The organism is Paenibacillus chitinolyticus NBRC 15660, assembly GCF_000739915.1.
GTDB classification, from domain to species: domain Bacteria; phylum Bacillota; class Bacilli; order Paenibacillales; family NBRC-103111; genus Paenibacillus_F; species Paenibacillus_F chitinolyticus.
In genome coordinates this window covers 153699-175812 of record NZ_BBJT01000012.1, presented here as the reverse complement: position 1 = coordinate 175812, position 22114 = coordinate 153699, and the positions used below count along the sequence as shown (strand labels likewise).

Below are 22114 nucleotides of genomic sequence, written 5' to 3'. Positions count from 1 at the left end.
TCACGTTTATGAGGCCGGCTATATTATTCTTCTTCGGAGACAATCCAGCGGCTGCGGTCCTGAACCGTATAGTTCAAAATCACGGTTAAAATGAGTGTGGCAGACAGCAGAACAAGGCGGTTCGGAAGAAAAAGATTCGGGATCTCCTTAGACTGCTCCTGAATATGCACCGTATAAATGGTGAAGTAAGGAAGCCAGCTCCCGTGTGAAAGAATATCGAGCATCCACAGGGCCAGCCCTGCAAAAAGTCCGGCGTAAAGCTTCTTGACCGCAAGCATGACTGTAAGGGTAAGAACGGCGATAAACAGCAGAGCCGGCAGCATCTGGAGCAGAAGCGGCATAAAGCTGTGTAAGGTACACATAGAAGACTGACCGGCAGGGCCGTAGGAATACACCAGCGTTGTTACGGCGCCGAATTTCGCTTGGTAGGCCGTAAACCAGGCAGCCTGATAGCCTGTGCAGACGGCAAGCAGGATCAATCCTTTACGGGCCGCCATCCCAGTCAGGGACTGGGGTAAGGTCGCGTAAATTTCCATAGGTCCTCCGAGCTCCCGATGAAACAATGCGGCACAGAGCATGACAACGAGCGGGTAGAAGGCAAGCTCCCCGTAAAACAATGCATTGCCCGGCTGCTCCGGATCCGAGCTCCAGATAGCGTATCCGAGCATAAGTACATAAAGAAGCGGAGGCAAGCCCCATATACTTTTAAATCCTCTGAGGTCCTGCAGCCAAAGGCTCACGATCCGAACACCTTTGCCCATTCCCGGTTCCAATCATCGAGAGTGACTACCGGATAGCGGAAAGGGGCGTCGGGAGCGCCAAGACCCTTTTTATAAAAAGAGGCCAGCACTTTTTTCACGTCTTCCGTTCTTCCCGCATCCAACGCCTCACGGACTTGAAGGAGAATATGGTTCTTGATTTGTTGGCCAAGGCTCTGGTCGCCGGTCGTTCGATCCTTCGGAAGAAACTGGCCCGAGAACTGAACGCTCCTGATTTGCTCCTCCGTAAGTTGAAGTCCGTCCCGGTAATACAGATATAAAAACGCGGCACGGATTTCCATGAAAATGGAAGGCTTGACGGTCTCGTCCGTGTTGCCGCTCGCATCTCTGGAGACCTCGGCATAACTGCTCTGGTATGAATCATCTCCGAACAGGAGAGCATAAGTGGTCCGAATACGCTGATAATCGTCCAAGTTGTGATTTTTGGACTCGTTGATATAGTAGCTGCTTCCCGCGACTGCCGATTGCCGGCTGTCAAGAGAGGCCAAATTCCCGAAAGGCATATACACGATGTTACGCACCGCGCTTAGATTTGTCTGCAGAAGAGCTTCATAATAAGCTTTCATCCTCAAGATATCTTTCCAGAAAAGGTCGGCTTCCCATCGGTTACCCGGGGTTGTTTGCAGCTTTAGACTGCCTTTGGCATCACTGAACTGGATGAGATTCCCGGCTATGAAGGTCAGATATTTCACGCCCTTCTGTTCAAAATGCTGGATACGCGGAGCGCCTTGTTTTTCTGTGATAGAACCGTAAATAGGGTTGGAGAAATCTTTAAAAGTCACATCGAAATCCGCCGGCTGCGCCAGGGGTTGCGGTCCGCCGTAGAACAGCTCTTTCTTGCGTTCATCGGTAAGGTAGAGCGGTCCGTTGTTAGGTAAAGGATACCATGCCGCCGAATTGGGCAGGTAAAGATAAGGGTCCATGACGAAAGAAATAATTTGCTCACCCTGCTGCGATCCGTATGTCCAGTTGACTCCCCTGCTTTTATAGTTGAATGTAAGCGTCTGGCTGCTTTTAGAGGAGTCAAAATAACGACTCTCGACGGAAATCAAATTGCCACGGCGCGTAAACGATACAGGCTGATGATCGAGCAGCAATTGTTCCACGTGAAAATAATCATGCAGGGTAAATGAAACGTCGCCTTGGGGCAAATCCGCAGGCCGGAGTGACACTTCTACAGAGGCTTGGAGTCCATCCGAAGAAATAGGGGCCAGCTCCATTTTGTAAGATGAGACGGTAAACTGAGTAATCGTGCGCTGACTATAGACCGATTCTGTCGGTGCATTCCGAAGTTGTTCCCGGTATGCCGCAAAATGCGGAGTCCAGAATCCCACATAGGTGTAATAAGAGCCCGCGGACAAGACGGTAAAAAGAATCAGGGCGCCCGCCCATCTCGCGCGTGTTCCGCTCGGACGGACCCATTTCAGAATCGTGACGCAAACGGTAAGCAGGACCAGGGTGAAACTGAGTACAAACCATCTGGCCAGCCAAGTTTCCCGGTTTGTTATCCACGGTCCCCATGCTTCATTGGCGTAGAAGGAAGCGAGCGTCATCCCGCTGAGATGGAAAGGCTTCAGTACCCGCAGCTCCAGAACGCCGAGACGTTCGATAATGAATTGATCGATAAAAAACGTGCCGAAAACCCACGCGCAAAAGCCGATGAGATACACGATCCGGTTGCGGATGGCGATGGCCAGAAGCATAGCCAGGGCCAGAGTCACCATATAAGACCATTCGTACTGGACCGCAAAAAAGGAAAGCTCCCGAAACATGATAGGCCTGGCGATACCGTAGTGAAGGGCAAAGTACACATACACGACTGCCATGGCCGCCGTAAACAAGGAAAGATACAAAAGCCCGGCCGCATATTTCACGCTGAAAAGGACCGCAGGAGAGACGGGAAGGCCCGCCGTCCATTCGTAGGCCATTTTGGCGGTATCCCTGCGGATAAGCAGGATGCCCAGCAGCATGGCCGCACCCAAAGTAAGTGTGTGCTTCACTTTATGAAAGTCATACACGTACAAATAGAGGTCCTGCGATACAGGAGGAGCGATTCTTGCGAGCGAGTAGATCATCCAGGCTCCGTACAAAACCGGGAGGACCAGAAGAACGGGATTGCTGCGCAGCAGCCGCAGTTCCAGCGAAAAAGCGCGCAGCCATCTATTCACGCCGGTCACCTCCGATCAGCGCGAGGTAGCCGTCCTCCAGCGTGGGCTTCACGGCTGCGGCATTCCCCGCGGGCGGGGTCGCCGACACGATGCGGCAGAGCATGCCATGGTCGGTCCGGCGGGCGGTCACGACCTCGTGCGGCTCATACGCCGCAAATTCCCGTTCGCTGAGCTCCGCTTCCCAGACCAGACCCTCGGCGCACTCCTGCAGGCCGGCGAGACTTCCCGCGAAGGCAATGCGTCCACGGTGCAGCACCGCTACCCGGCTGCAGCTGCTCTCGATGTCCGCGACGATATGCGTGGACAGCAGCACCGTCCGGCTTAGGCTGGAGCGGCTCAGGAGATTGCGGAAGCGGACCCTCTCCTCGGGGTCCAGCCCCGCCGTGGGCTCATCCACGATGAGCACTTTGGGGTCCCCGAGAAGAGCCTGCGCAATCCCCAGACGCTGTTTCATGCCGCCGGAGAAGGTTTTGATCTTGGCGCCCGCCTTGTCGGCCAGGTTGACCTGCTGCAAAATCTCACCGATCTGGGATTTGCGCTCGCGGGCGCTTTTGATGCCTTTCATGACGGCCACATAGTCCAGAAACTCGTAGGCTGTGAGCTGCGGGTAGAGATGAAAATACTGGGGGAGGTAGCCCGTCATTTTGCGAATATGCTCCGCATCCGAAAGCAGGTTCAGACCTCCCACGCGAACGGTACCTTCCGTAGGCTCAAGCAGAGTGGATAAAATGCGCATGAGCGTTGTTTTCCCGGCGCCGTTCGGCCCAAGCAGGCCGAACATCTCTTGTCCGATCTCCAGGTTCACCCCGGTAAGAGCCGGGTGATGTTTATATGTTTTAGATAAATTGCGGATCTCAATCATGAGAATCTTCCTTTGTGAAGGTTTACTTTACGCGTATGTACTCTTTCAACGATAAGGGATCTAAAATAGTTTGGACGACCGCGTGATTGCCAGCTTTTTACGGATCATTTTACGGAAGAGAAGTATTGAACTCTTTTGCCGCTGTGCTATAATATTTGGTATCGAAATGATCCGTTCAAATCTTATCGAGACGTGGCTCAGCTTGGTAGAGCGCTTGCTTCGGGAGCAAGAGGTCGCAGGTTCAAATCCTGTCGTCTCGACCATCATTTTTCTTTGAGAATAGGCTCATTCTCTAATAGCATGTACATAACAGACCGCCGAGAGGCGGTCTTTTTAGTATGCCGGGAAAGAGCGTTTCGACCATCTGATGAAGAAAAAACTTCTTCAATCGCCAAAATCTATCAAATTATCAATTTACCCCGCCCCTATGATTCGCTAGAATAGAAGAGCGGCATCATAATTCCGATCAAGGAGTGAGGATATGAGAACTAGAACAGGCAAAATGTTGATCGGCGGTTTTTTAACGGCAGCTCTGCTGGCTTCAGGACTGGGCGGAAATGGCTATAAGGCCGCTGCGGCGTCCCAGACGTCCCCTTCCTATAAATCCACGTTTAAGGATACTAAGGGCCACTGGGCTGAAGAAACGATCCGCTGGGCGTATGAGCACAAGATGACGGACGGTTATGCCGACGGCACGTTCCGGCCGGATAAGGCCGTTACCGAACCGGAGTTTCTGGCATTGCTGCTGCGTGCCTATAACAAAGTGGGGTCCGAAACGGCGGCAGGCTCCCAATGGTTCGATCCCTATTATACCAAAGCGGCCATTTATTCCTGGCCGTTGCTTAAGAATACAACTTCCCCTTATTTACGGGGAGATGCAGCCAGACTGATTGCGGCTACGCAGGGCAATCTGCTTTCGACCAAGGAAGCGGTGCAGCGTTTGCTGGATCAGGGCTTGTCTCAAGGCAAAACGGACGGAAGCGAGAACGGATTCCGCCCCGATGACGCTTTAACCCGCGCAGAAGCGCTGAAGTTCCTGCAAAATCTGCTCGGCGTACAGAGCGATCTTATCGCTGTCGCTTATTCGGAAGTCCCGAATAATTCCGGCAGTGCCGGCGGGACCGCGCCCGGTGGAACGGTCGCCGTGGTGGACAAGCCGGATAGTAACGGCAGCGTTAAGACGGAAAGCCTGGAAGCCCGGCATTTTGTGATCGAGGGTGCGGCCGTGGGCGATACGGAAGCGGACCTGATCAAGCGGCTGGGCCAACCCGACCGTAAAGATACGGGAGGCAGCGGGTTGACCTGGTACATTTACAACACCACGGACTACAAGCACTATCTGCAGGCGGGAATCAAGAACGGCCGAGTCGCCGCGCTGTATACGGTCACAGGTAATTGGACGGAAGCGAACGGAGTGACGACGCTTATGAACGAGGCGGCGGTCCGGACGAAAATGACGGGCGCCAAAGCTGTCGGCGGTACGGCCAAAAATGCGGTTTCTTTCGAGACGGACGGGCTGAATGTCAGCTTCTATTTCGACACGAACGACAACGGGAAGCTGATCGGCATGCTCGTCCAGGATACGTCCATGTCCGCCGCAAACAGCAGCTCAGGCACCTTAGCCTCGCGCAGTGAGGATCAGCGGACCGCCTACGAGAAGCAGACGTTCGATCTGACGAATGCCATTCGCGTCCGTCAAGGCAAGGCGCCTTTCGCATGGGACGCCTCCATCGCCTCGACGGCCCGCAAGCACAGCGAGGATATGGCCGTGAACGGGTATTTCGATCATACAAACAAGCAGGGACTCTCTCCTTTCGACCGGATGGAGAAGGACGGGCTGAAGTTCTGGAGTGCGGCCGAGAACATCGCGTCCGGCTACTCGGGACCGATTGAAGTGGTGAACGGCTGGATGAATTCCTCCGGACACCGCAAAAACATAATGGGCGATACAACCCGCTTGGGCGTCGGAGTTTACTTCGGCGGCTCCATGAACGTATATTACACACAAAACTTTTATACACCGAGATAATGTAATGTGCATCTCATCTCCTGCGGGAAGACCCGTGGAGCGACGGGTTCCTGAGAAGGAACCCTTTTTTCCGGTTAAGGAACGGAACGGGGGGCCGCCTCTCCGCGGGTTCGCTTGCGGACAGTCAAAATGAAACCTAACCTCGCCAAGCTTCGTCTAAATAAGAGATTTATCGACGGCTTATTCACCAGGGGATTGAGGGGAACCTATTTCGCAGAAGGATGAGGTTGAAGATGACGCAAACGACGGATTCGAGAAAAAAAGAGAACCAATCACCTACTTATCCCCGTAAGGGAATGGGTTTAATAAGCGCTTTTGCTTTTCTGCTGCTGATCAGTTTAAGCTGGTGGGCCTGGTCGGCCTGGAAAGGGACGGATATGGCTAAACCCGGTCAGTCCCAATCCGTTAAGAAAGTGGCCTCGATTAAAGCGCCGGACAGCGAATACGACGTGATTGTCGCAGGTACGGACCCGGAAGGCATTGCCGCTGCCGTATCGGCGGCCCGCAACGGCCAGAAGACGCTTCTCGTGGAAAACCGCGCCAGGGATGTGCTGGGCGGCTTATTCACCGAGGGCTGGCTTAACAGCCTGGACAACAGCTTCGCGCCCAACGAAGAAGGAAAATCCGACGCCGGCAAGTTTCTGAATGAGGGAATTTTCTTGGAATGGCGCAAGGGGGTTGAAGGCACTTCTTTTGACGTGACAACCGCAGCCAACGCGTTCTACGACCTGGTGCGGAAAGAGAAGAAAGTTGACCTGCTGATGCATGCCAAGAGCTTTACGCCGATGGTGAACGGATCGCAGACCGTAACGGGTTTGAACATCACGACGGCCGACGGCAAAGAACACAAAGTGAGCGCCAGGGCCGTCATTGACGCCACACAGGACGGAGACGTGGCTGCGGCCGCCGGTGTGCCTTTTACAATCGGGCGTCAGGACCTTGGGGATGACAAATCGCTCATGGCCGTTACGCTTGTATTCCGTCTAAAAGGAATGACCGAAGAAATCTGGCAGCAGATGAAAAAGAACGGCGAGAATGATCCGCATCTGCTCAGAGGCATGGGCGCTGATGCCATGAGCGGCTGGGGATACTCGGCCATGTGGGATTACAAATCGACGAACCCCGAGCGGGTTCGCATGCGCGGCTTGAACATCGGGCGCCAGAACGACGGCTCGATTCTGATCAATGCGCTGCAGATCTTCGGGGTTAATCCGTTAGACCCCGCTTCCGTCAAGGAAGGAATGGAAATCGGCCGTGCCGAACTCCCGCATGTGCTGGATTATATGAAGAAAGAATTCCCGGAACTTGCGTCGCTCGAACTGGACGGCTCGGCTCCCGAGCTGTATGTCCGGGAAACGCGCCATATGATCGGTGAATACCGGCTTACTATGGTGGACGCGCTCGATAACCGCGATCAGTGGGACAAGATAGCCTACGGCTCCTACAACCTCGATATCCAGAGTACGGACGCCAAGTATCGCGGGGATATCGTTTTGAAGCCGAGTCAGTACGCCGTCCCGTTCCGGGCTTTGGTCCCGCAGAAAATAAACGGGCTGCTGGTGGTCGGGCGTTCGGCGAGCTTTGATTCGCTGCCCCACGGGTCCGCACGGACCGTTCCGGTCGGGATGGCGTCGGGCCAAGCGGCAGGTGCCGCGGCTGCGGTGGCGACCAAGAACAAGGTCAGCTTCCGGGAGCTGTCCTTGTCGAAACCGCTGGTTACCGAGCTGCAGGAAACCCTGGTGAAGCAGGGCGTGCGCCTGGAGCCTTACAAATTCGCTGCGCCGCCGTATACCAAACATAAGGCTTACGAAGGCTTGAAAGCTGCCGTAAGTCTCGGTATCGCCGCGGGAGGCGAGAAGAACGAGTTTCAACTGGACGAGCCGTCCAACCCGCGGCGGTTTGCCAACCATTTTAACACGATGAAGACGGTCCTGGGCCGGACCTACCCCAAAGCCGTAGGCGGCAGCGCGGATGCGGCGGTCAAGGGATTGACCAAACCCGGAGATATTGCATTGACGTGGGAACAGGCGGCCTGGACCATATCCCAGGCGGTGGGAGCTAAAGTAAGACGGAGCGAGTCGGCCGCTTATGTGTTGGAACAAAAGCTGGTCGAGCCGGCGACTTTCCAAGCGATCGAGAACAAATCGAAGCTGACCAACGGGGACGCTTATATGCTGCTGCGCGATGTGCTTAAAGCCCAGGCCGGGGTCGTTTACCGGTAGTGAAAAGTGCAGCGGAAACGAAATGAACCTTATTCGGAACCGGTCGTCATGTGCGGCCGGTTTTATTTCTTTTACAAAAATAAATTTATACTAAAACAAGAGAAATGTATCCCTTTAGTCTAGTAGATATCTGCTATAATGATAATAATTGGTAAAAGTACGAAGATTATAATTCCATAAGAAAGTGAGCACTTGAATGAGGCAGCTGCGGTCTAGTCCCGTATATCGGCATATTATGCGAAATGGCAAGGCTTATTTATTAACGCTTCTTGTACTCACTATCGTGAACAACTTGTTCTCGGTCGGACAGGACCACATGATTAAAGTGTTTGTATTCCTGACGACCATTCTATCCGCCGTATTCCTGAGAAAATCAGTTGTGCTGCAACATATCCTCGCTTCGATAGCCTATATTACCTTGTTTACTCTGCTTCACAACATCGACTATTTTAAACTTCCTTCCATCATGTACACTCTACTGCTGCTGTATGCTTTCCTGCTTCCGGGTTTGTGGGTGCCGACGATTGTCGGAGCGGGCTTTCTGCTTTTTCTGCTCACCTATTCAAGCACGGTCCAGTTCGACTATCTCCGGGCCAATCTGGTCGGTGTCGTGTTTAACACGGTCGTTTATGCCGCTTTAAGCTATTTCTTCAGGCAAATGATCATAGAACGCGACCGGCTTAAAGAAAGCGAGAACCGTTACCGGAGTCTGATAGAGATATGTCCGGAGCCGATTGTGGTCCAGCAGAAGGGCAAGCTCGTCTATGCCAATCCGGCTGCCGTCCAATCGCTGGGTGCGGAAGACGTGAACAAGCTTTTGGGGCGGTCGGCCCTGAGGTTCCTCCATCCGGAATCCCGCAAGAATGCCCTGGAGCACGTGAACGAAGTTTTGGAAAAAGGGGTTTCCGCCCGCATGGAACAAAGGTATGTCCGTCTGGACGGTCAGGTAAGAAGCTGCGAACTGGTACTGGTGGCAACCAATTACGGGGGCAAGCCCGCGTGTATGAGTATCGGGAAGGACATTACGGAACGCAAGAAGGCCGAGGAAAAGATTAATCATATGGCTTACCATGACACCTTGACGGGACTGCCTAACCGCAGCTACCTCAACGAGTGTCTATATATGGCGATCGAGAGAGCGGAGCAGACGGGATCGCAATTGGCGGTGCTGTTTCTGGATCTGGACCGGTTTAAAAATATTAACGATACCGTCGGCCATATATACGGGGATCTACTGCTGAGGCAGGTTGCCGAACGGCTGCGGGCGTGTCTCGGTCCGTCCGATACCGTATTCAGGCACAGCGGAGACGAATTCGTCATTTTGCTTGAAGGAGTGACGGAAGACGGCGTCCGTGTCCAGGCCCAGGCGGTGCTGGATCAATTCAAGCAGCCGTTCCAGCTCCACGGGCATGAGGTTTATACGACGACAAGCATCGGCATCAGTATTTACCCGCAGGATGGCATGGACCGTGATGTACTGATCAAACATGCGGACATGGCCATGTATCTGTCCAAAGAAAACGGGAAAAACAATTACCAGTATTATCGGGTGCACAACAACCGGCTCGCCAGGAAGCTTAAGCTGGAGAACGGGCTGCGCAGAGCCCTGGAGAAGCAGCTGTTTACCCTTCACTACCAGCCGCAAATTAATCTGGCCAGCGGAGAGATCGTAGGGATGGAAGCCCTGATCCGCTGGATGGACCCGGAACTCGGGGTTGTCACGCCAGGGGAGTTTATTCCGATTGCTGAGGAAACGGGTCTTATCGTGCCTATCGGCAAGTGGGTGCTTCACACAGCCTGTCACCAGTACAAGCAGTGGAGGGAAGCGGGGCTGCCGGAAATCCGCCTGGCCGTCAATATCTCCGTAAGACAATTCCAGGATAAACAGCTCGTTTCAACCATCCAAAGCGTCCTTGAAGAATTTGACATGAACCCGGGTCATCTGGAGCTTGAAATTACCGAAAGCATCATGCAGAATCTGGATCAGTCTCTCGTGATTTTGACCGCATTGAAGAAGATTGGCGTCAAACTTTCGATTGACGATTTTGGAACCGGCTATTCCTCCCTCTTCTTACTGGATAAACTGCCTATCGATCATATTAAAATCGACCGCACCTTCATAGAAGAAATCACGTTCAATGCCAACACGGAAGCTATTGTCCGAACCATCATCGATATGGGCCGGCATTTAAAATTCCAACTTATCGGAGAAGGCATCGAACATGAGAGGCAGATTCATTTCCTCCAGGAGCATCAATGCACGATCGGACAAGGCTTTTTCATCAGTCCTCCGTTATCCAGCGAGAAGGCCGGTGAGCTTTTAAGCAGGAAGCAACCATTCGTTCAAGTCTGAAGGCCTTTCGCCGACAAACCAATAAAATCCCCCGGCCAGCTAAGGCTCGGGGGATTTTATTGGTTTCGATCCTATCGGGATAAACGCCGAACGTTCCGACGGTTTAAAGCACAACCTCTGCCGGCTTTACGATGTAAAGGGGCTTGGTGCTGACCTGCCGCTCAAGAAGCAGGCGGCGATCAAACAGGGCTCCCGGCTCACCCGGCTCAACGACAACCGGCAGCTGCAGCTTTTCGGCGAGTATCGCCGCAAGTCGTGGGAGCACTCCGGCGTCTTTGTCCGGCCATTCGAACGTAAAGCGGAGCCCGCCTTGCGCGGGCGTTACTTTCCAGGCGTCCGGCAGGTCCGGCAGCGAATACACGGCGTCGTGAATGTCCGCCGGTTCCAAGATTCGGCCGGCAACCTCCAGTCTGTCCAGCTGCCGGCCGTAATGGGTCAGCCTGTGGCCGCTTCTGCCGCACGGACAACTGACTTCCTCGAGGGAGATCACGTCTCCGTTCAAATATCGGAGAAGAGGGGATCCCTCGTGGGTCAGCGTGGTGATCACGGCAAGCCCTTTGCCCCCGCCGGGTTCAACCGACGCTGACAGGTCTTCTTGCAGCACTTCGACGAAGAAATCTTCTTCGGCCACGTGCAGGACGCCATGTTCGCACATCGCGGCTATGTTGGCCGTCTCGGTAGAGCCGTACAAGTTGTAAACCGGCACACCCCAAAGCTCTTCAATCTTCTTCCGGCGCGCCTCGGCCAGAAGTTCTCCCGCGACGCCGATGGCCCGGAGGTGAGGGAAATCTTCCCGGCGGCCGAGCCCGTGCAGCCGTGCGGTTTCCGCCAGTATCTCCATCTCGCGGGGAAGGCCCGTCATCACCGTTACCTTCAACTTGCGCAGCAGTTCGATGACGCGCGGATATGGCGTCATCGTGTTCCGACTGCTGGCCGGAAGCACGCATGCGCCCGCCTGCCGCGCGGCCTGTTGAACCAGGTGAGCCGGCAGGGACAGCGCGTAAGGGAACCGGTTAAGCAGCCGGTCCCCGGGTCTAAGGCGCAGGCCGGAGTCACCGATCTGACGGCCTCCCGCCTCCAGATCCCGCACGGTGTACCAGGCTGAAGCGGGCAAACCGGTCGTTCCGAACGTTTCGAAGTACTGGCAGACCGCCTCCGGCGGCACCGCCAGCAGATTCCAGGGACCCGCTTCACGGAGGTGGTCTTTGGTCGTAAGCGGCAGCTCACCGATGCGGGAAATATCTCTTATTTCCCGTTCCTCTGCCGAAAGGTGTTGTCTATAGAAAGGTGATTGTTCCAATCGCTCCATAAGGGCGGTAAATTTCACGGACACAGGCTGTTCCCCCTTATATGGGTATGGGCTTGCAGATCCCAAGGGATCTGGCTTTAGAGGCGGCGCTTACTGTTCGATAATCAGCTCGTCGACTTTCACGCCGACATGTCTGCCGGGGTCCATCGTATAGCCTAGCACCTGGTCGCCCGGCTTTAATGTCGTAATGTTGATCGGCTGGCCCTCCGTGCCGAATACGCGCACATGCCAGTCCTCTTGCATAATGACATTAAGAGTCGTTCCGTCTTCCGCCCGGGCTTCGATATAAAGCAGAGGGCGCCGCTCGATTTTCACGCGGCCGACCGAAACGCGTCTCGCTTTGCCGGATGTGCTGACGACGAGGACTTCCATTCCCGATCGCAGGTCGGACAAGTACCAGGTCCGGTTATCCGGTGCCAGTACATAGGTGTGCAGGCTGCCCGCATTGATGCGGAAAGGTCTCGTCGGCATATACGGAAGCGGGTGTGTCTCGCTGCAGGCAAGAATGCCCCCACAGGAGAAGGAACCGAGCAGCACACCCTCGTCGAGGCCGAGATAGCTCGTCAGGTCGATACAGGCGCGATCGCCCATGCCGACATGCTCCGTCCGTACAATGGTCAGCTTCTGAAGCGGCTGACCGCCTTTTTGGCCCGTTGAAGTAATTACTTCGCCGACCGCATACACTTGGCCGAGATCGCCCGACGCGATCAGGACGCCATCCGCCCCGCATTCAAGTACGCCGAAGACGACTTTCGCTTCGATATCGTCGCGTACTTTCATGACCACTTCGGTACCGAAATTCTGGGCGTCGGCCAGAACGATTTCAAGCGGAATTTTTGTATCGTCGCGGAATTCGACAATTAGCAGAGACACCTCGTGGGTCATGGCTACAGCGAGCTGCAAAGACTCAGGGTCCGTTACATTCACGCTCGTGCCGATTTTACAGGTAATGGCTTCACGGTTGCGTCTGAACCAGCTGCTGCCGATCACCGACGGTTCCAAGATAACGATGTCGTAGGCTTCATTTAAAGCCGTCAGCTTATCGGGAGAAGGAGTGCCCACGACATAGGTGATTTTATCCAAAGTCGGAGGAAGCTGCTTCACCTGCTGCTCGTTGGCTACGACGCCGGTGAATTTCTGGTGAGGCAGAGCTTGTACGATAGCGCCCCATTGCTCCGGTGCGGTTAAAGAACTGATATCGAACCACGCGTATTTGCTGCGCACGGGCGCGATAGGTTTATTTTTGGCCTGATTGAGGCTGGAAACCGGAGCGGCTGTACCGTTTGTTTTCGTTTCGGCCGGTTTTTCGGTTGGCTGGGTGGTGGAATCATTAGATGCCTTCGGATTGATATCAGGCGTTTCTTTCAGCGCTTTACTCATTTAGCAGATCTCCTCTTGTTATAGTCGAATAACCCGTCTGGCTTTTCCCGCGTCTCGCTCCACGTAATCGACGACTTGAACGTCGCAGGATTGCTGGATGCTCGCTTCGATACGCAGTTTTATCTCCGTTAATAGCTCCGCCCGGTCTACGCTTGAATCGGAAGCTTCGACGAGTATGGACAGCTCCCCGTTTTCAACGATAAATTGGTACCAGTTTCCTGTACCGCCGATTTGCAGGAGCTGTTGTTCCAGATACAGGGGAGAAAAATTCCCGCTGTTAAGGGCGAGCTGATCGCCCATACGGCCCCTCAGCTGCAAACGGCGCAGACGGCAGCCGCAAGGGCAGGGACCATCCTCGATGCAGCCGAGGTCTCCGGTTTTGTACCGGATTATGGGCATGCCGTCGCGCATCAGGGTAGTGAGAACGACTTCGCCGACGATGCCGGGAGCCTGCGGCTCCCCTGTAACGGGATGAACGATTTCAGTATAATTATGGCCTTCCGCCAAATGGTAACCTTGATGCTCCAGGCATTCGATCCCGATCAGGCCTACCTCAAGCGACCCGTACCAGGTTGTCACCGGTGTACTCCAGATCCGTTCGATCCGTTCGCGAAGAGCGGGTGAAGCACCCTCGCCGGTCAAAAACAAATGCTGCAAGTTGAAATCCCGATGAAGGTCCATTCCTAGTTTCTGCGCATGTTCAGCCAGGGTCACGGCGTAGGAAGGAGCAATAACCAAGGTTTGCATATCCCAGGCCAGCATGCATTCAAGAGCCTTATCGGGTTGGGAGTAAGCTCCCCCTTTGCCGACAGGCAGTACGCAGCAGTCCTGCATATATTGGAACACCCTGTGGAATGAAAGCCCGGACGAGCTCATTTCGTAGGGTAAGGCGTTTCCGACTACGGTATTTCGCGTGTTCTGCATAAGGGATGGGTAGCGGGGAGCCGTATCCAGCCGATAAAGATCATTCAAAGTATGTCCGATAAAGATCGGCTTGCCTCCGGTTGTGCCGGTCGAAGTATGGATATGAGCCAGATCAGGCGAACAAATGATGCAGCGCGGATCATTGCGCAAGTCTTCCTTTGTCAGGAAAGGCAGTTGGGCAAATAAAGCCGGATTGGATGCTTCTTCGGGAGTCAGACCGGTGATATCGATACGCTGTTTGTAATACTCGTTGGTTTCATACACAAATTGAAGTAAACTGCGTAAGGCCCTCCGGTGATAAGCATCGACTTCCGCCTGGCTCAGGTTTTCTACCGACATTCCGCGTTCGGTCAGGCTGTTAAGCCACCGGACGTGCGGTTCGAACCTGTCCGCCGCTTTTTGTCCGGACATCAATTCGATTTGGCTTCTGGCTGTTACGGCCACGTGCTTTCCCTCCTTATACGGCGAATATTATAATCCAAGCAAACGTGAAATCGTATGATGCAAAATCGTTTCCTTATCCGCATCGGAGATAGAGAGACGGTCGATTTTGACCTTTTCTACGAACGGGTCCGACAAGGGGAACTCGGAACCGAACATAAGTTTATCCGGCCCCGCCTGTTTAACAGCGGTCTGAATCGCCAGCGGGTTGCCCGTAGACGTTTCCAGGTAAACGTTGTCCCTTCGTGCGGCTAATTCTATGGCATCTATGTCGAGCGGGCCGAAGCCCATATGGCCGATAACGAAGTTAGTACTGGGAAAAGCCTCGGCGAGAGAACCCAGCGCGGCCGTGTTTGCGTTTGCTTGAATAACTAGGTGCGTATAGAAGGGAATTCCATAGTCCCCGCACAGGGCGGCAAGCTCTTTGACGACGTCTCCCATAAGAGAAACCTGATGGACAAGAGGGGACATCTTGAGGCCTTTGAAGCCGTTTCGATAGGCCTTCTCTAGGGAAGCCAGAGCCGCCGGAGCCCCGTCGTTAGGATTAATGCAGCAGATTCCGTAAAATTTGTCCGGGTATTCACGGATAATATCCAGCACGGTATCGTTGGGCGGATCCTTCAGGATCGGCTTTTCCTGTCCGGTGACGTACCGGGTCATGCGCCTAACGTCCAGCATGCCGCCCGGCACCAGGACGGCTTTGTCTATACCTGCCGATTTCATATCGTCCAGCAGCCGTTCGGGGCTGCTGTAATCCTGTCTCGATATGTGAGCGTGGCCATCAATGATCATGCGTATTCCTCCCAGGGGTCAAATTGTGCGGCGGAAATTCCGTGATCCGTCTGCTTCGCGATAAGCGGCATCCGCGAGGAGGCGGCTAAATAGGTCTCGTAAGCTTCCTCCGCGCTGCAGTCCTTATGAACCAGATCTCTGAGCGCACGGCACATATCATCGGGACGGGAATCCTCGAACAGATTCCGGCCTATGCACAGACCTTTGCCCCCGGCATCGAGCATTTCCCTGATTCCACGGAAAAAAGCAAGCTTGTCGCCGACCGAGCTTCCTCCGGCCATCAGAACGGGAATGTTAAAAGCGGCTACGGCTTCAGCCGCTCTCTGCGGAGTAACCGGCGTCTGGACTTTGACAAGATCCGCGCCCAATTCTCCGGCAACACGGACGGCATGGGCTATTTTATTGGTCACCGCCGCTCCCCCCGAAAGATCTTCTTCAGGAACGTTCATCATTGCCAGGACCGGAAGGCCCCAAGCATAAGCCTCATCACAGATAAGACCTAGGTCGCGCAGCATCTCATGTTCCTGGGGGACGCCCAGGTTAATATGTACGGAAAGGCCGATAGCCCCGATTTGCAGGCCGTGACGGACAGTCGATACGATCTGCTTATTGGACATATCCGGTGACATTTGAGTGGAAGCTGAGAGATGGAGAATAAATTCGGTTCCCCACGGCGATTCACTGCTTTCAAGGGCACGGCGGATGGCCCCCTTATGAGCAATGATAGCCTGCAGCCGGAACCGGTTGGCCATACGAAGCAAAGCCGGCATGGAGGAGATTCCGTTAAGAGGTCCGTAGGTGGTGCCGTGATCTACCGGAAGCATGAAAGCGCGACCGGATTTCGGATGAAAAATCTTTGAAAGACGCAGCAATTTACTCATACATAGATCTCCTTTCCGATGAACGTGCAAAATAAGAAAGAACCCCATTTTCTGAACTGTACGAAAATGGAAGTGATACCGGACAGGCGAAAAAGCGCAAAGCTAAAAGATTGTTGCTGAATATTATGGATGGTCATGAAGTGAGGATCTCAAAAAATCGTTCTTTCGTCACAGTACGAATAATTCGGAAGATAGGGGTGAAAAGAGGAAGTAGGCCAATAGATTCGAAATGGATGAAATGTAAATAGATACATAAACATCCATAACCATCTCTTCAACTATGATTTTACTTTTTTAGACAAAAAAAGTAAATTAAAATTTCGTTAAATTGCTCAAAAATCTTTAAATTAAGTTTTAGTATTTAATTTTGGTCGGGCTGTTTTTAAATGGCGGGAGGAAATGAAGCAGATGATGGGTGAATTCGGAAACCCTGATTGGAGTAAGGGAACGAAGGGGGAAAAATGCTAATCAAGAATCAACTTCGCTATATAAGAAGCGGAGTGAAGCGAAATGGGAGGAGAATATATTTTTAATCTCGGTTAAAATTTGTAATAAATTGTAAAAATAATTTGTCGGTTGGAGGAAGAAAAGAAAACCGGCTCTGCAAAAGAGGAATGCTTCCCAAATTAACCCCACAAGTAAACGCTCATTCCTATGCCGAGTTTAATTTATGCTGTAAAAAAGAAAAAACCCTTGATATACAAGGGTTTTTGAGCGAATAAAGAACGCGCCCGAGAGGATTCGAACCTCCGACCTGCAGTTTAGGAAACTGTCGCTCTATCCTGCTGAGCTACGGGCGCATATAAATTCCGTTATTCAGTATACCACAGAATGGTTTAAGGGAGGAAGAATCTCCAAGGCAAAACCTTGCAGGAGCGAGGTTACTCCTCCGCCGGAAGTGCCTTCTTCGCTTCCTTGGCCCTGCGGCGCAGTTCCCGGAAGAAATCGGTCAGCTGGGAAGCGCACTCGGGCTGCAGTACCCCGCTGATCACGTCCACGCAGTGGTTGAAGCGCTCTTCCTGCAGCAGGTTCATCAGCGTTCCGGCGCAGCCCGCTTTGGGATCTGGCGTGCCGTAGATCACTTGGGGAACGCGCGACTGGACGATAGCGCCCGCGCACATCGGACACGGCTCCAGCGTGACGTAGAGCTTGCAGTCCAGCAGCCGCCAGGCTCCCAGCTTCTCGCTGGCTTCGCGTATCGCGATGATCTCCGCATGAGCGGTAGGATCTAGCGAGGTTTCGCGCAGGTTGTGGCCGCGCCCGATAATCTCGCCGCCGCGGACAATCACGGCCCCGATGGGAACTTCCATCAGCGCTTTTGCTTTGTCCGCTTCGAGCATGGCTTCCCGCATCCATTTTTCGTGCTCGGCTTGTATAGGATCATGAGAATCGTGGTGAAATTGTACGGTTTCCATAAAGTTGTTTCTGCTCCTTGTCCGGCCTGTTACAGCAGTTGTGAGGGAAGAAAATGAAGTTATGCCCCGAACGTTTATTCCCTTTGTTAACATGTTGTGGATAAAAATGTGGATAACTTTATTCATTGTACCTGCACATCGTACATTAGTCTATCCAAAATAAGCGATGCAAGCAAACAAGGTGGATTATAAAAAAGGCTAAATAGACCCATTGCGTTTAAGGATAAGGTATAAAAGAAGAGAAAAGCGCGGAGCGTAAACCCGCGTGAATACTGAGGAAAATTCAGTTTAGTTGTAATATTCGGAAAATTCAAACATAATTTAAAAGATCAAAATTGCACTAATCGGAAAATCCGAGAATTCTCAAACGTTACCCACAAGTGGATAACGTTTTTCGGTGAATTTTTGTTAACATCTTGTGGATAACGATGTTGACAAGTGATAAATCTGTGGATAGGGTGTGACTAACTTATTGAATATACCATGGCTTGACCACGAAAAAAAGAACCCGCTCCCTAAAGAGGGAACGGGTTCTTATTATAACCGGGCTCCGGAATATGGGGAGGAACCGGGGCTTTTTCATATTTATCAGGACGGAGAATCCTGAGCAGGTATTTCACCGATCAAATGGTTGACCGAGGCTGCGGGCTTCCCTTTATAAAGGTACACTCTCGGGACCCGTTTTCCGATCAGGCAAACGACTTCGTAATTGATGGTGTCCATCAGTTCCGCGATTTCATCCACATGAAGAAACGCGTCTCCGGATTTGCCGAAGATCGTCACCGGATCGCCTTCCTCGGTATTCTCCACGTCCGTAATATCCAGCATCGTCTGATCCATGCACACTCTGCCGGCGATTCTGACGCGCCTTCCGTGCAGGAGCATATCTCCGCGGTTGGAAAGGGACCTGGAGAGACCGTCCGCATATCCGGCTGGGATAGTGCCGATCCGGGTGGGCCGTTCGGCGATGAATGTGCCGCCGTAGCTGACCGGCGTTCCGACCTCGACATCCTTCACCTGAACGAGCCGGGTCTTGAACTGCATCGCCGGTTTCAGAGGGTGAGTGTCCCGCTCGGAGGCTACGGAGGGCAGCAGGCCGTACAGGCTGATCCCGACACGGACCATGTCCAGGTGCATGTCGGGATACTGCATCGTAGCGGCGCTGTTGCAGCAGTGGCGCAGCGGGATGTCGATCCCGTCATCGGAGATGTGATCGACGATGTTCATAAACCGCCGGAACTGCTCGCGGGTAAAAGTATCGTCCGCGCTGTCGGCGGTTGCGAAGTGCGTAAAGATCCCTTCAAGCGCCACACCCGGCGTCTGAATGGCTTGGCGGGCGATGCTGCGGGCTTCCTCCGCTGTTCTCACGCCGATCCGGGTCATGCCGGTATCTACTTTGAGATGGATGCGTGCCGGCGTTCGGGACGACACCGCTGCTGCGGCCTCGACCGCCTCCAGCACGTCGGTCGTAAACACCGTGAGCGTCACGCCGGCGCGAACGGCTTTCTCGACGGAACGGGGCGGCGTATAGCCCAGCACAAGCAACGGCTCCGTGATGCCGGCCGCACGCAGCTCCAGCGCTTCGTCCAGCAGAGCTACGGCGAGATATTCCGCGCCTGCGCGGAGAGCGGCACGTGCCGTTTCGTACGCTCCGTGGCCGTATCCGTCGGCTTTGACGACCGCCATCAGCTTGCAGCCGCGTTGCAGATTTTTTTTGAATGTACGGGCATTGTGTTCGATCGCGTCTAGCGAAATTTCCGCCCAAGTATCGCGGTAACTGGCAGGATGCATGCAGAATTCGCCTCCAAAACAAATTGACGAGAACTAACCCGAAAAGAGGTAAATCCCCCCGAAGCAGCTTCGAGGGGATGAAAGCCGCGGAAACCGCGGTATAATTTCGTTAAAGTTTAAAGTATCTGATGCGGTTGGCTGAGTCTAAGAATAGGACCGGTTTAGGAAGAAACCGAAATTTTGTCCAAAGCCTTGCCGACCGGCACGTATTCGTAGCCAAGATCGCGGGCAACCGCTTCATACGTAATGGAACCGCCGGCAACGTTGACGCCAAGCTGAAGAGCGGCGTTGTCTTTCACGGCTTGCAGTACGCCTTTGCCTGCGATTTGCAGGGCATAAGGGAGGGTGACGTTGGTCAGCGCCAGAGTAGACGTGCGCGGAACCGCACCCGGCATGTTGGCAACCGCATAGTGAACGACTCCATGCTTCACGTAAGTCGGATTGTCGTGCGTCGTGATTTTGTCGACGGTTTCGATGATACCGCCTTGGTCGACGGCCACGTCAACGACTACGGAGCCCGGTTTCATGGAAGCGATCATCGCTTCGGAAACCAGCTTAGGCGCTTTGGCGCCCGGAATGAGAACGGCGCCGATCACGAGGTCCGAAGCCGCTACCGCTTCCGCGATGTTCAGCGGGTTGGACATCAGCGTGTTTACCTGATTGCCGAACAGGTCGTCCAGCTGACGAAGGCGTTCAGGGCTAAGATCGATGATCGTTACGTCCGCGCCCAGACCGACCGCAAGCTTCGCCGCGTTCGTACCTACGACACCGCCGCCGATAACGGTTACTTTACCGCGCTGTACACCCGGTACGCCCGCAAGAAGGATCCCTTTGCCGCCGTGCGGTTTCTCCAGGAACTGAGCGCCGATTTGAGCGGACATGCGTCCGGCCACTTCGCTCATCGGAGTCAGCAGAGGAAGCGTACGGTTCACTTCAACGGTTTCGTAAGCGATAGCCGTTACGCCTTTTTCCGTGAGTGCTTTAGCCAGCTCAGGCTCTGCCGCAAGGTGAAGGTAAGTGAAGAGAATGAGACCTTCGCGGAAGTAGTCATACTCGGAAGCGAGCGGTTCTTTAACCTTCATAATCATGTCCGCTCCGGCCCATACATCCGCCGCTTGATCGATCAGGGAAGCTCCTGCCGTTAAGTATTCTTCGTTCGTAAATCCGCTTCCGATACCGGCGTTCTTCTCCACTAGAACTTCATGACCTGCTTTAACAAAAGCCACAACACCCGAAGGAGTTACGGCGACACGATTTTCGTTGTTTTTAATTTCTTTAGGTACACCAATCCGCATAAGAACTGCCTCCTTAGATTAGGAAATCTAAGGTTAGTATAGTTATGAAAACGCTTTTTTGCTTCGTGTACTTACGAGAAAAAAGAGCCCGCTTTTTGTGTAAATCCACAAAGCTTGCCACAGATTGCCGAGTGGCGCTAAAGTTTTTCGCTTTTCAAATCGAGATATAGGCTGACTTTCTGGTCCATATCTTTCAAATCGATGTTGCCAATCTCGGAAATTCGTTTCAGCCGGTAGTTTAGCGTGTTGGTATGAACGTGGAGAGCATCGGCGGCGTCTTTGACGTTGCTGTCCTGCAGAAGAAATATTTCCAGTGTATGCAGGAGATTGCCGTTATGCTCCCGGTCGTACTGGCGCAGTTTAAGCAGGGATGGATTGGTATGGGCGTGAATTCGGTTTTCCTCGGCCATAAGAGGAAGAAAGCGATAGAAACCGAGATCCCGGTAATGGATAAACCGTTTCGTTTCCTGGGGAAACTGCCGCTTCACCTGAAGAACGGAGAGAGCCTCCCGGTAGCTTTTTTCGACAAGGCCATAGTCTTCATAGATATTGCCGATAGCGGTTTGTCCGGGCGAGACGCCGAACCGGTCTTTCATCTGCTGAGCAAAGAGCCGCAGGAACTCCGAGGAATCCGCCGCAAACTGATTACGGGAAGAAGAGGTCCCGAGCAGAACAAGCTGGGTGCGGTCGACAATATGAAGGGCGATCCGAATCCGCTGAGTCGTGCTGATAAGGTACCGGATCTGCTGAGCCCTCTGCTCGCTGATATCCGAATCGAATTCGACGATCATGACCTGGAAGCAGTCCATGAGAGGAATGCCGAGCTTGTCAGACTTTTGCCGGACGACGTCGCCCGAGGAAATATGGCCGGTGAGCAGCTGCCAGAAGAAATCCTCGAATCCTTCCTGCTCCTTGCGTTTCTGCTGCTGCAGCTGCAGCAGCTTGGTTTTGGCCGCGCGGGAGGCGTGCTTAAGCTGAAGGAAATCGGCTTCTTCCAATAAGCGGGCATCCTCCAGCACCCAAATGTAGCCCAGCACCTCGCGGTTGTTGCGGATGGAAATGGCGATGCGGCGGCCGAGCTTAACGTCATCCAGCGCTTTGATGGGCACGGGGTCCTCGCTTTTCATCAACTGCTGAATAAACCCTTCGCGCCAGAGGCTGGCGATAACCTTCTCGGGCACGCGGCGGCCGACGATCGTGGCGATCCGTACGGGGTCGGTCTGAGCTTCGTGCGTGCTGTACGCGATCAGCCGATGATTGGCGTCTTCTATGGTGATGGCGCAGCCGAGCACCTCGCTGATGGTATCCGCCAGTGCTTCCAAACTTTCAAAACTTCGGTCAAACGGATTTAATTCGTTGCTCATACGGGTCTTGACTCCATTTCCTTTGGCTTGCGAAGCGGTTTCTTTTATATAAGTAGGTTCGTTCATAGTCGGTACTTTTATTATAAAACGATTGTGCGAAAAGCCATAG

General features: G+C 53.5%; 15 protein-coding genes and 2 tRNA genes. 4 read left to right on the top strand and 13 right to left on the bottom strand.

Annotation, left to right across the window (positions count from 1 at the left end):
* Positions 1-23: 23 nt before the first annotated feature.
* Genes PCH01S_RS24160 through PCH01S_RS24150 form a run of 3 tightly spaced genes read right to left on the bottom strand, consistent with a single transcriptional unit; the run spans position 24 to position 3809 of the window.
* Positions 24-740: a hypothetical protein gene (locus PCH01S_RS24160; protein ID WP_241688776.1), complete on the bottom strand. Its 717-nt coding sequence runs from the start codon at positions 738-740 to the stop codon at positions 24-26.
* Positions 737-2947, bottom strand: a complete 2211-nt coding sequence (locus PCH01S_RS24155) for a hypothetical protein (RefSeq protein WP_042233954.1) — start codon at positions 2945-2947, stop codon at positions 737-739. The genes PCH01S_RS24160 and PCH01S_RS24155 overlap by 4 nt, the downstream gene beginning before the upstream one ends.
* On the bottom strand, positions 2940-3809 hold the full coding sequence (locus PCH01S_RS24150) for an ABC transporter ATP-binding protein (RefSeq protein ID WP_042233952.1): 870 nt from the start codon (positions 3807-3809) through the stop codon (positions 2940-2942). The genes PCH01S_RS24155 and PCH01S_RS24150 overlap by 8 nt, the downstream gene beginning before the upstream one ends.
* A gap of 186 nt (positions 3810-3995) precedes the next feature.
* On the opposite strand from PCH01S_RS24150, the gene PCH01S_RS24145 reads away from it, so the two are divergent.
* The 4 genes from PCH01S_RS24145 (at position 3996) to PCH01S_RS24130 (ending at position 10413) form a co-directional block, all read left to right on the top strand.
* Positions 3996-4072: transfer RNA gene (locus PCH01S_RS24145), tRNA-Pro, on the top strand.
* A 218-nt stretch (positions 4073-4290) separates the two neighbouring features.
* Positions 4291-5838, top strand: coding sequence for a CAP domain-containing protein (locus PCH01S_RS24140; protein ID WP_042233950.1), 1548 nt, complete (start codon positions 4291-4293; stop codon positions 5836-5838).
* Between the two features lie 233 nt (positions 5839-6071).
* Positions 6072-8060 carry an FAD-dependent oxidoreductase gene (locus tag PCH01S_RS24135; RefSeq protein WP_042233946.1) on the top strand — a complete coding sequence of 663 codons (1989 nt, stop codon included), beginning with the start codon at positions 6072-6074 and terminating at the stop codon, positions 8058-8060.
* Positions 8061-8376: 316 nt separating this feature from the next.
* Positions 8377-10413: a sensor domain-containing protein gene (locus tag PCH01S_RS24130; protein ID WP_241688777.1), complete on the top strand. Its 2037-nt coding sequence runs from the start codon at positions 8377-8379 to the stop codon at positions 10411-10413.
* Between the two features lie 103 nt (positions 10414-10516).
* Here the strand turns inward: PCH01S_RS24130 and PCH01S_RS24125 are convergent, their stop codons facing one another.
* The 10 genes from PCH01S_RS24125 to PCH01S_RS24080 all read right to left on the bottom strand — a co-directional run bounded on the left by PCH01S_RS24125 (position 10517) and on the right by PCH01S_RS24080 (position 22005).
* On the bottom strand, positions 10517-11746 hold the full coding sequence (locus PCH01S_RS24125) for a phenylacetate--CoA ligase family protein (RefSeq protein WP_042233940.1): 1230 nt from the start codon (positions 11744-11746) through the stop codon (positions 10517-10519).
* 66 nt (positions 11747-11812) lie between these two features.
* Positions 11813-13102, bottom strand: coding sequence for a 3-dehydroquinate synthase II family protein (locus tag PCH01S_RS24120; RefSeq protein WP_042233938.1), 1290 nt, complete (start codon positions 13100-13102; stop codon positions 11813-11815).
* 18 nt (positions 13103-13120) lie between these two features.
* Positions 13121-14470: a phenylacetate--CoA ligase family protein gene (locus tag PCH01S_RS24115; protein ID WP_042233936.1), complete on the bottom strand. Its 1350-nt coding sequence runs from the start codon at positions 14468-14470 to the stop codon at positions 13121-13123.
* Between the two features lie 27 nt (positions 14471-14497).
* Positions 14498-15259, bottom strand: a complete 762-nt coding sequence (locus PCH01S_RS24110) for an amidohydrolase family protein (RefSeq protein WP_042233934.1) — start codon at positions 15257-15259, stop codon at positions 14498-14500.
* Positions 15256-16140 (bottom strand): class I fructose-bisphosphate aldolase, encoded by an 885-nt coding sequence (locus PCH01S_RS24105; RefSeq protein ID WP_042233932.1) that lies wholly within the window; start codon positions 16138-16140, stop codon positions 15256-15258. Before PCH01S_RS24105 ends, PCH01S_RS24110 begins: the two co-directional genes overlap by 4 nt.
* A 726-nt stretch (positions 16141-16866) precedes the next feature.
* Positions 16867-16940: transfer RNA gene (locus PCH01S_RS24100), tRNA-Arg, on the bottom strand.
* Positions 16941-17021: 81 nt separating this feature from the next.
* Positions 17022-17555 (bottom strand): tRNA adenosine(34) deaminase TadA, encoded by a 534-nt coding sequence (tadA, locus tag PCH01S_RS24095; RefSeq protein WP_042233930.1) that lies wholly within the window; start codon positions 17553-17555, stop codon positions 17022-17024.
* 588 nt (positions 17556-18143) lie between these two features.
* A complete protein-coding gene (gene alr / locus PCH01S_RS24090) occupies positions 18144-19346 on the bottom strand; it encodes an alanine racemase (protein ID WP_042233928.1) in 1203 nt (400 codons plus the stop codon).
* A gap of 161 nt (positions 19347-19507) precedes the next feature.
* Positions 19508-20641: an alanine dehydrogenase gene (ald, locus tag PCH01S_RS24085; protein WP_042233926.1), complete on the bottom strand. Its 1134-nt coding sequence runs from the start codon at positions 20639-20641 to the stop codon at positions 19508-19510.
* A 137-nt stretch (positions 20642-20778) separates the two neighbouring features.
* The gene (locus tag PCH01S_RS24080) at positions 20779-22005 is read right to left on the bottom strand and encodes a PucR family transcriptional regulator (RefSeq protein ID WP_042234002.1); all 1227 of its coding nucleotides are present in this window, start codon (positions 22003-22005) and stop codon (positions 20779-20781) included.
* Positions 22006-22114 lie beyond the last annotated feature (109 nt).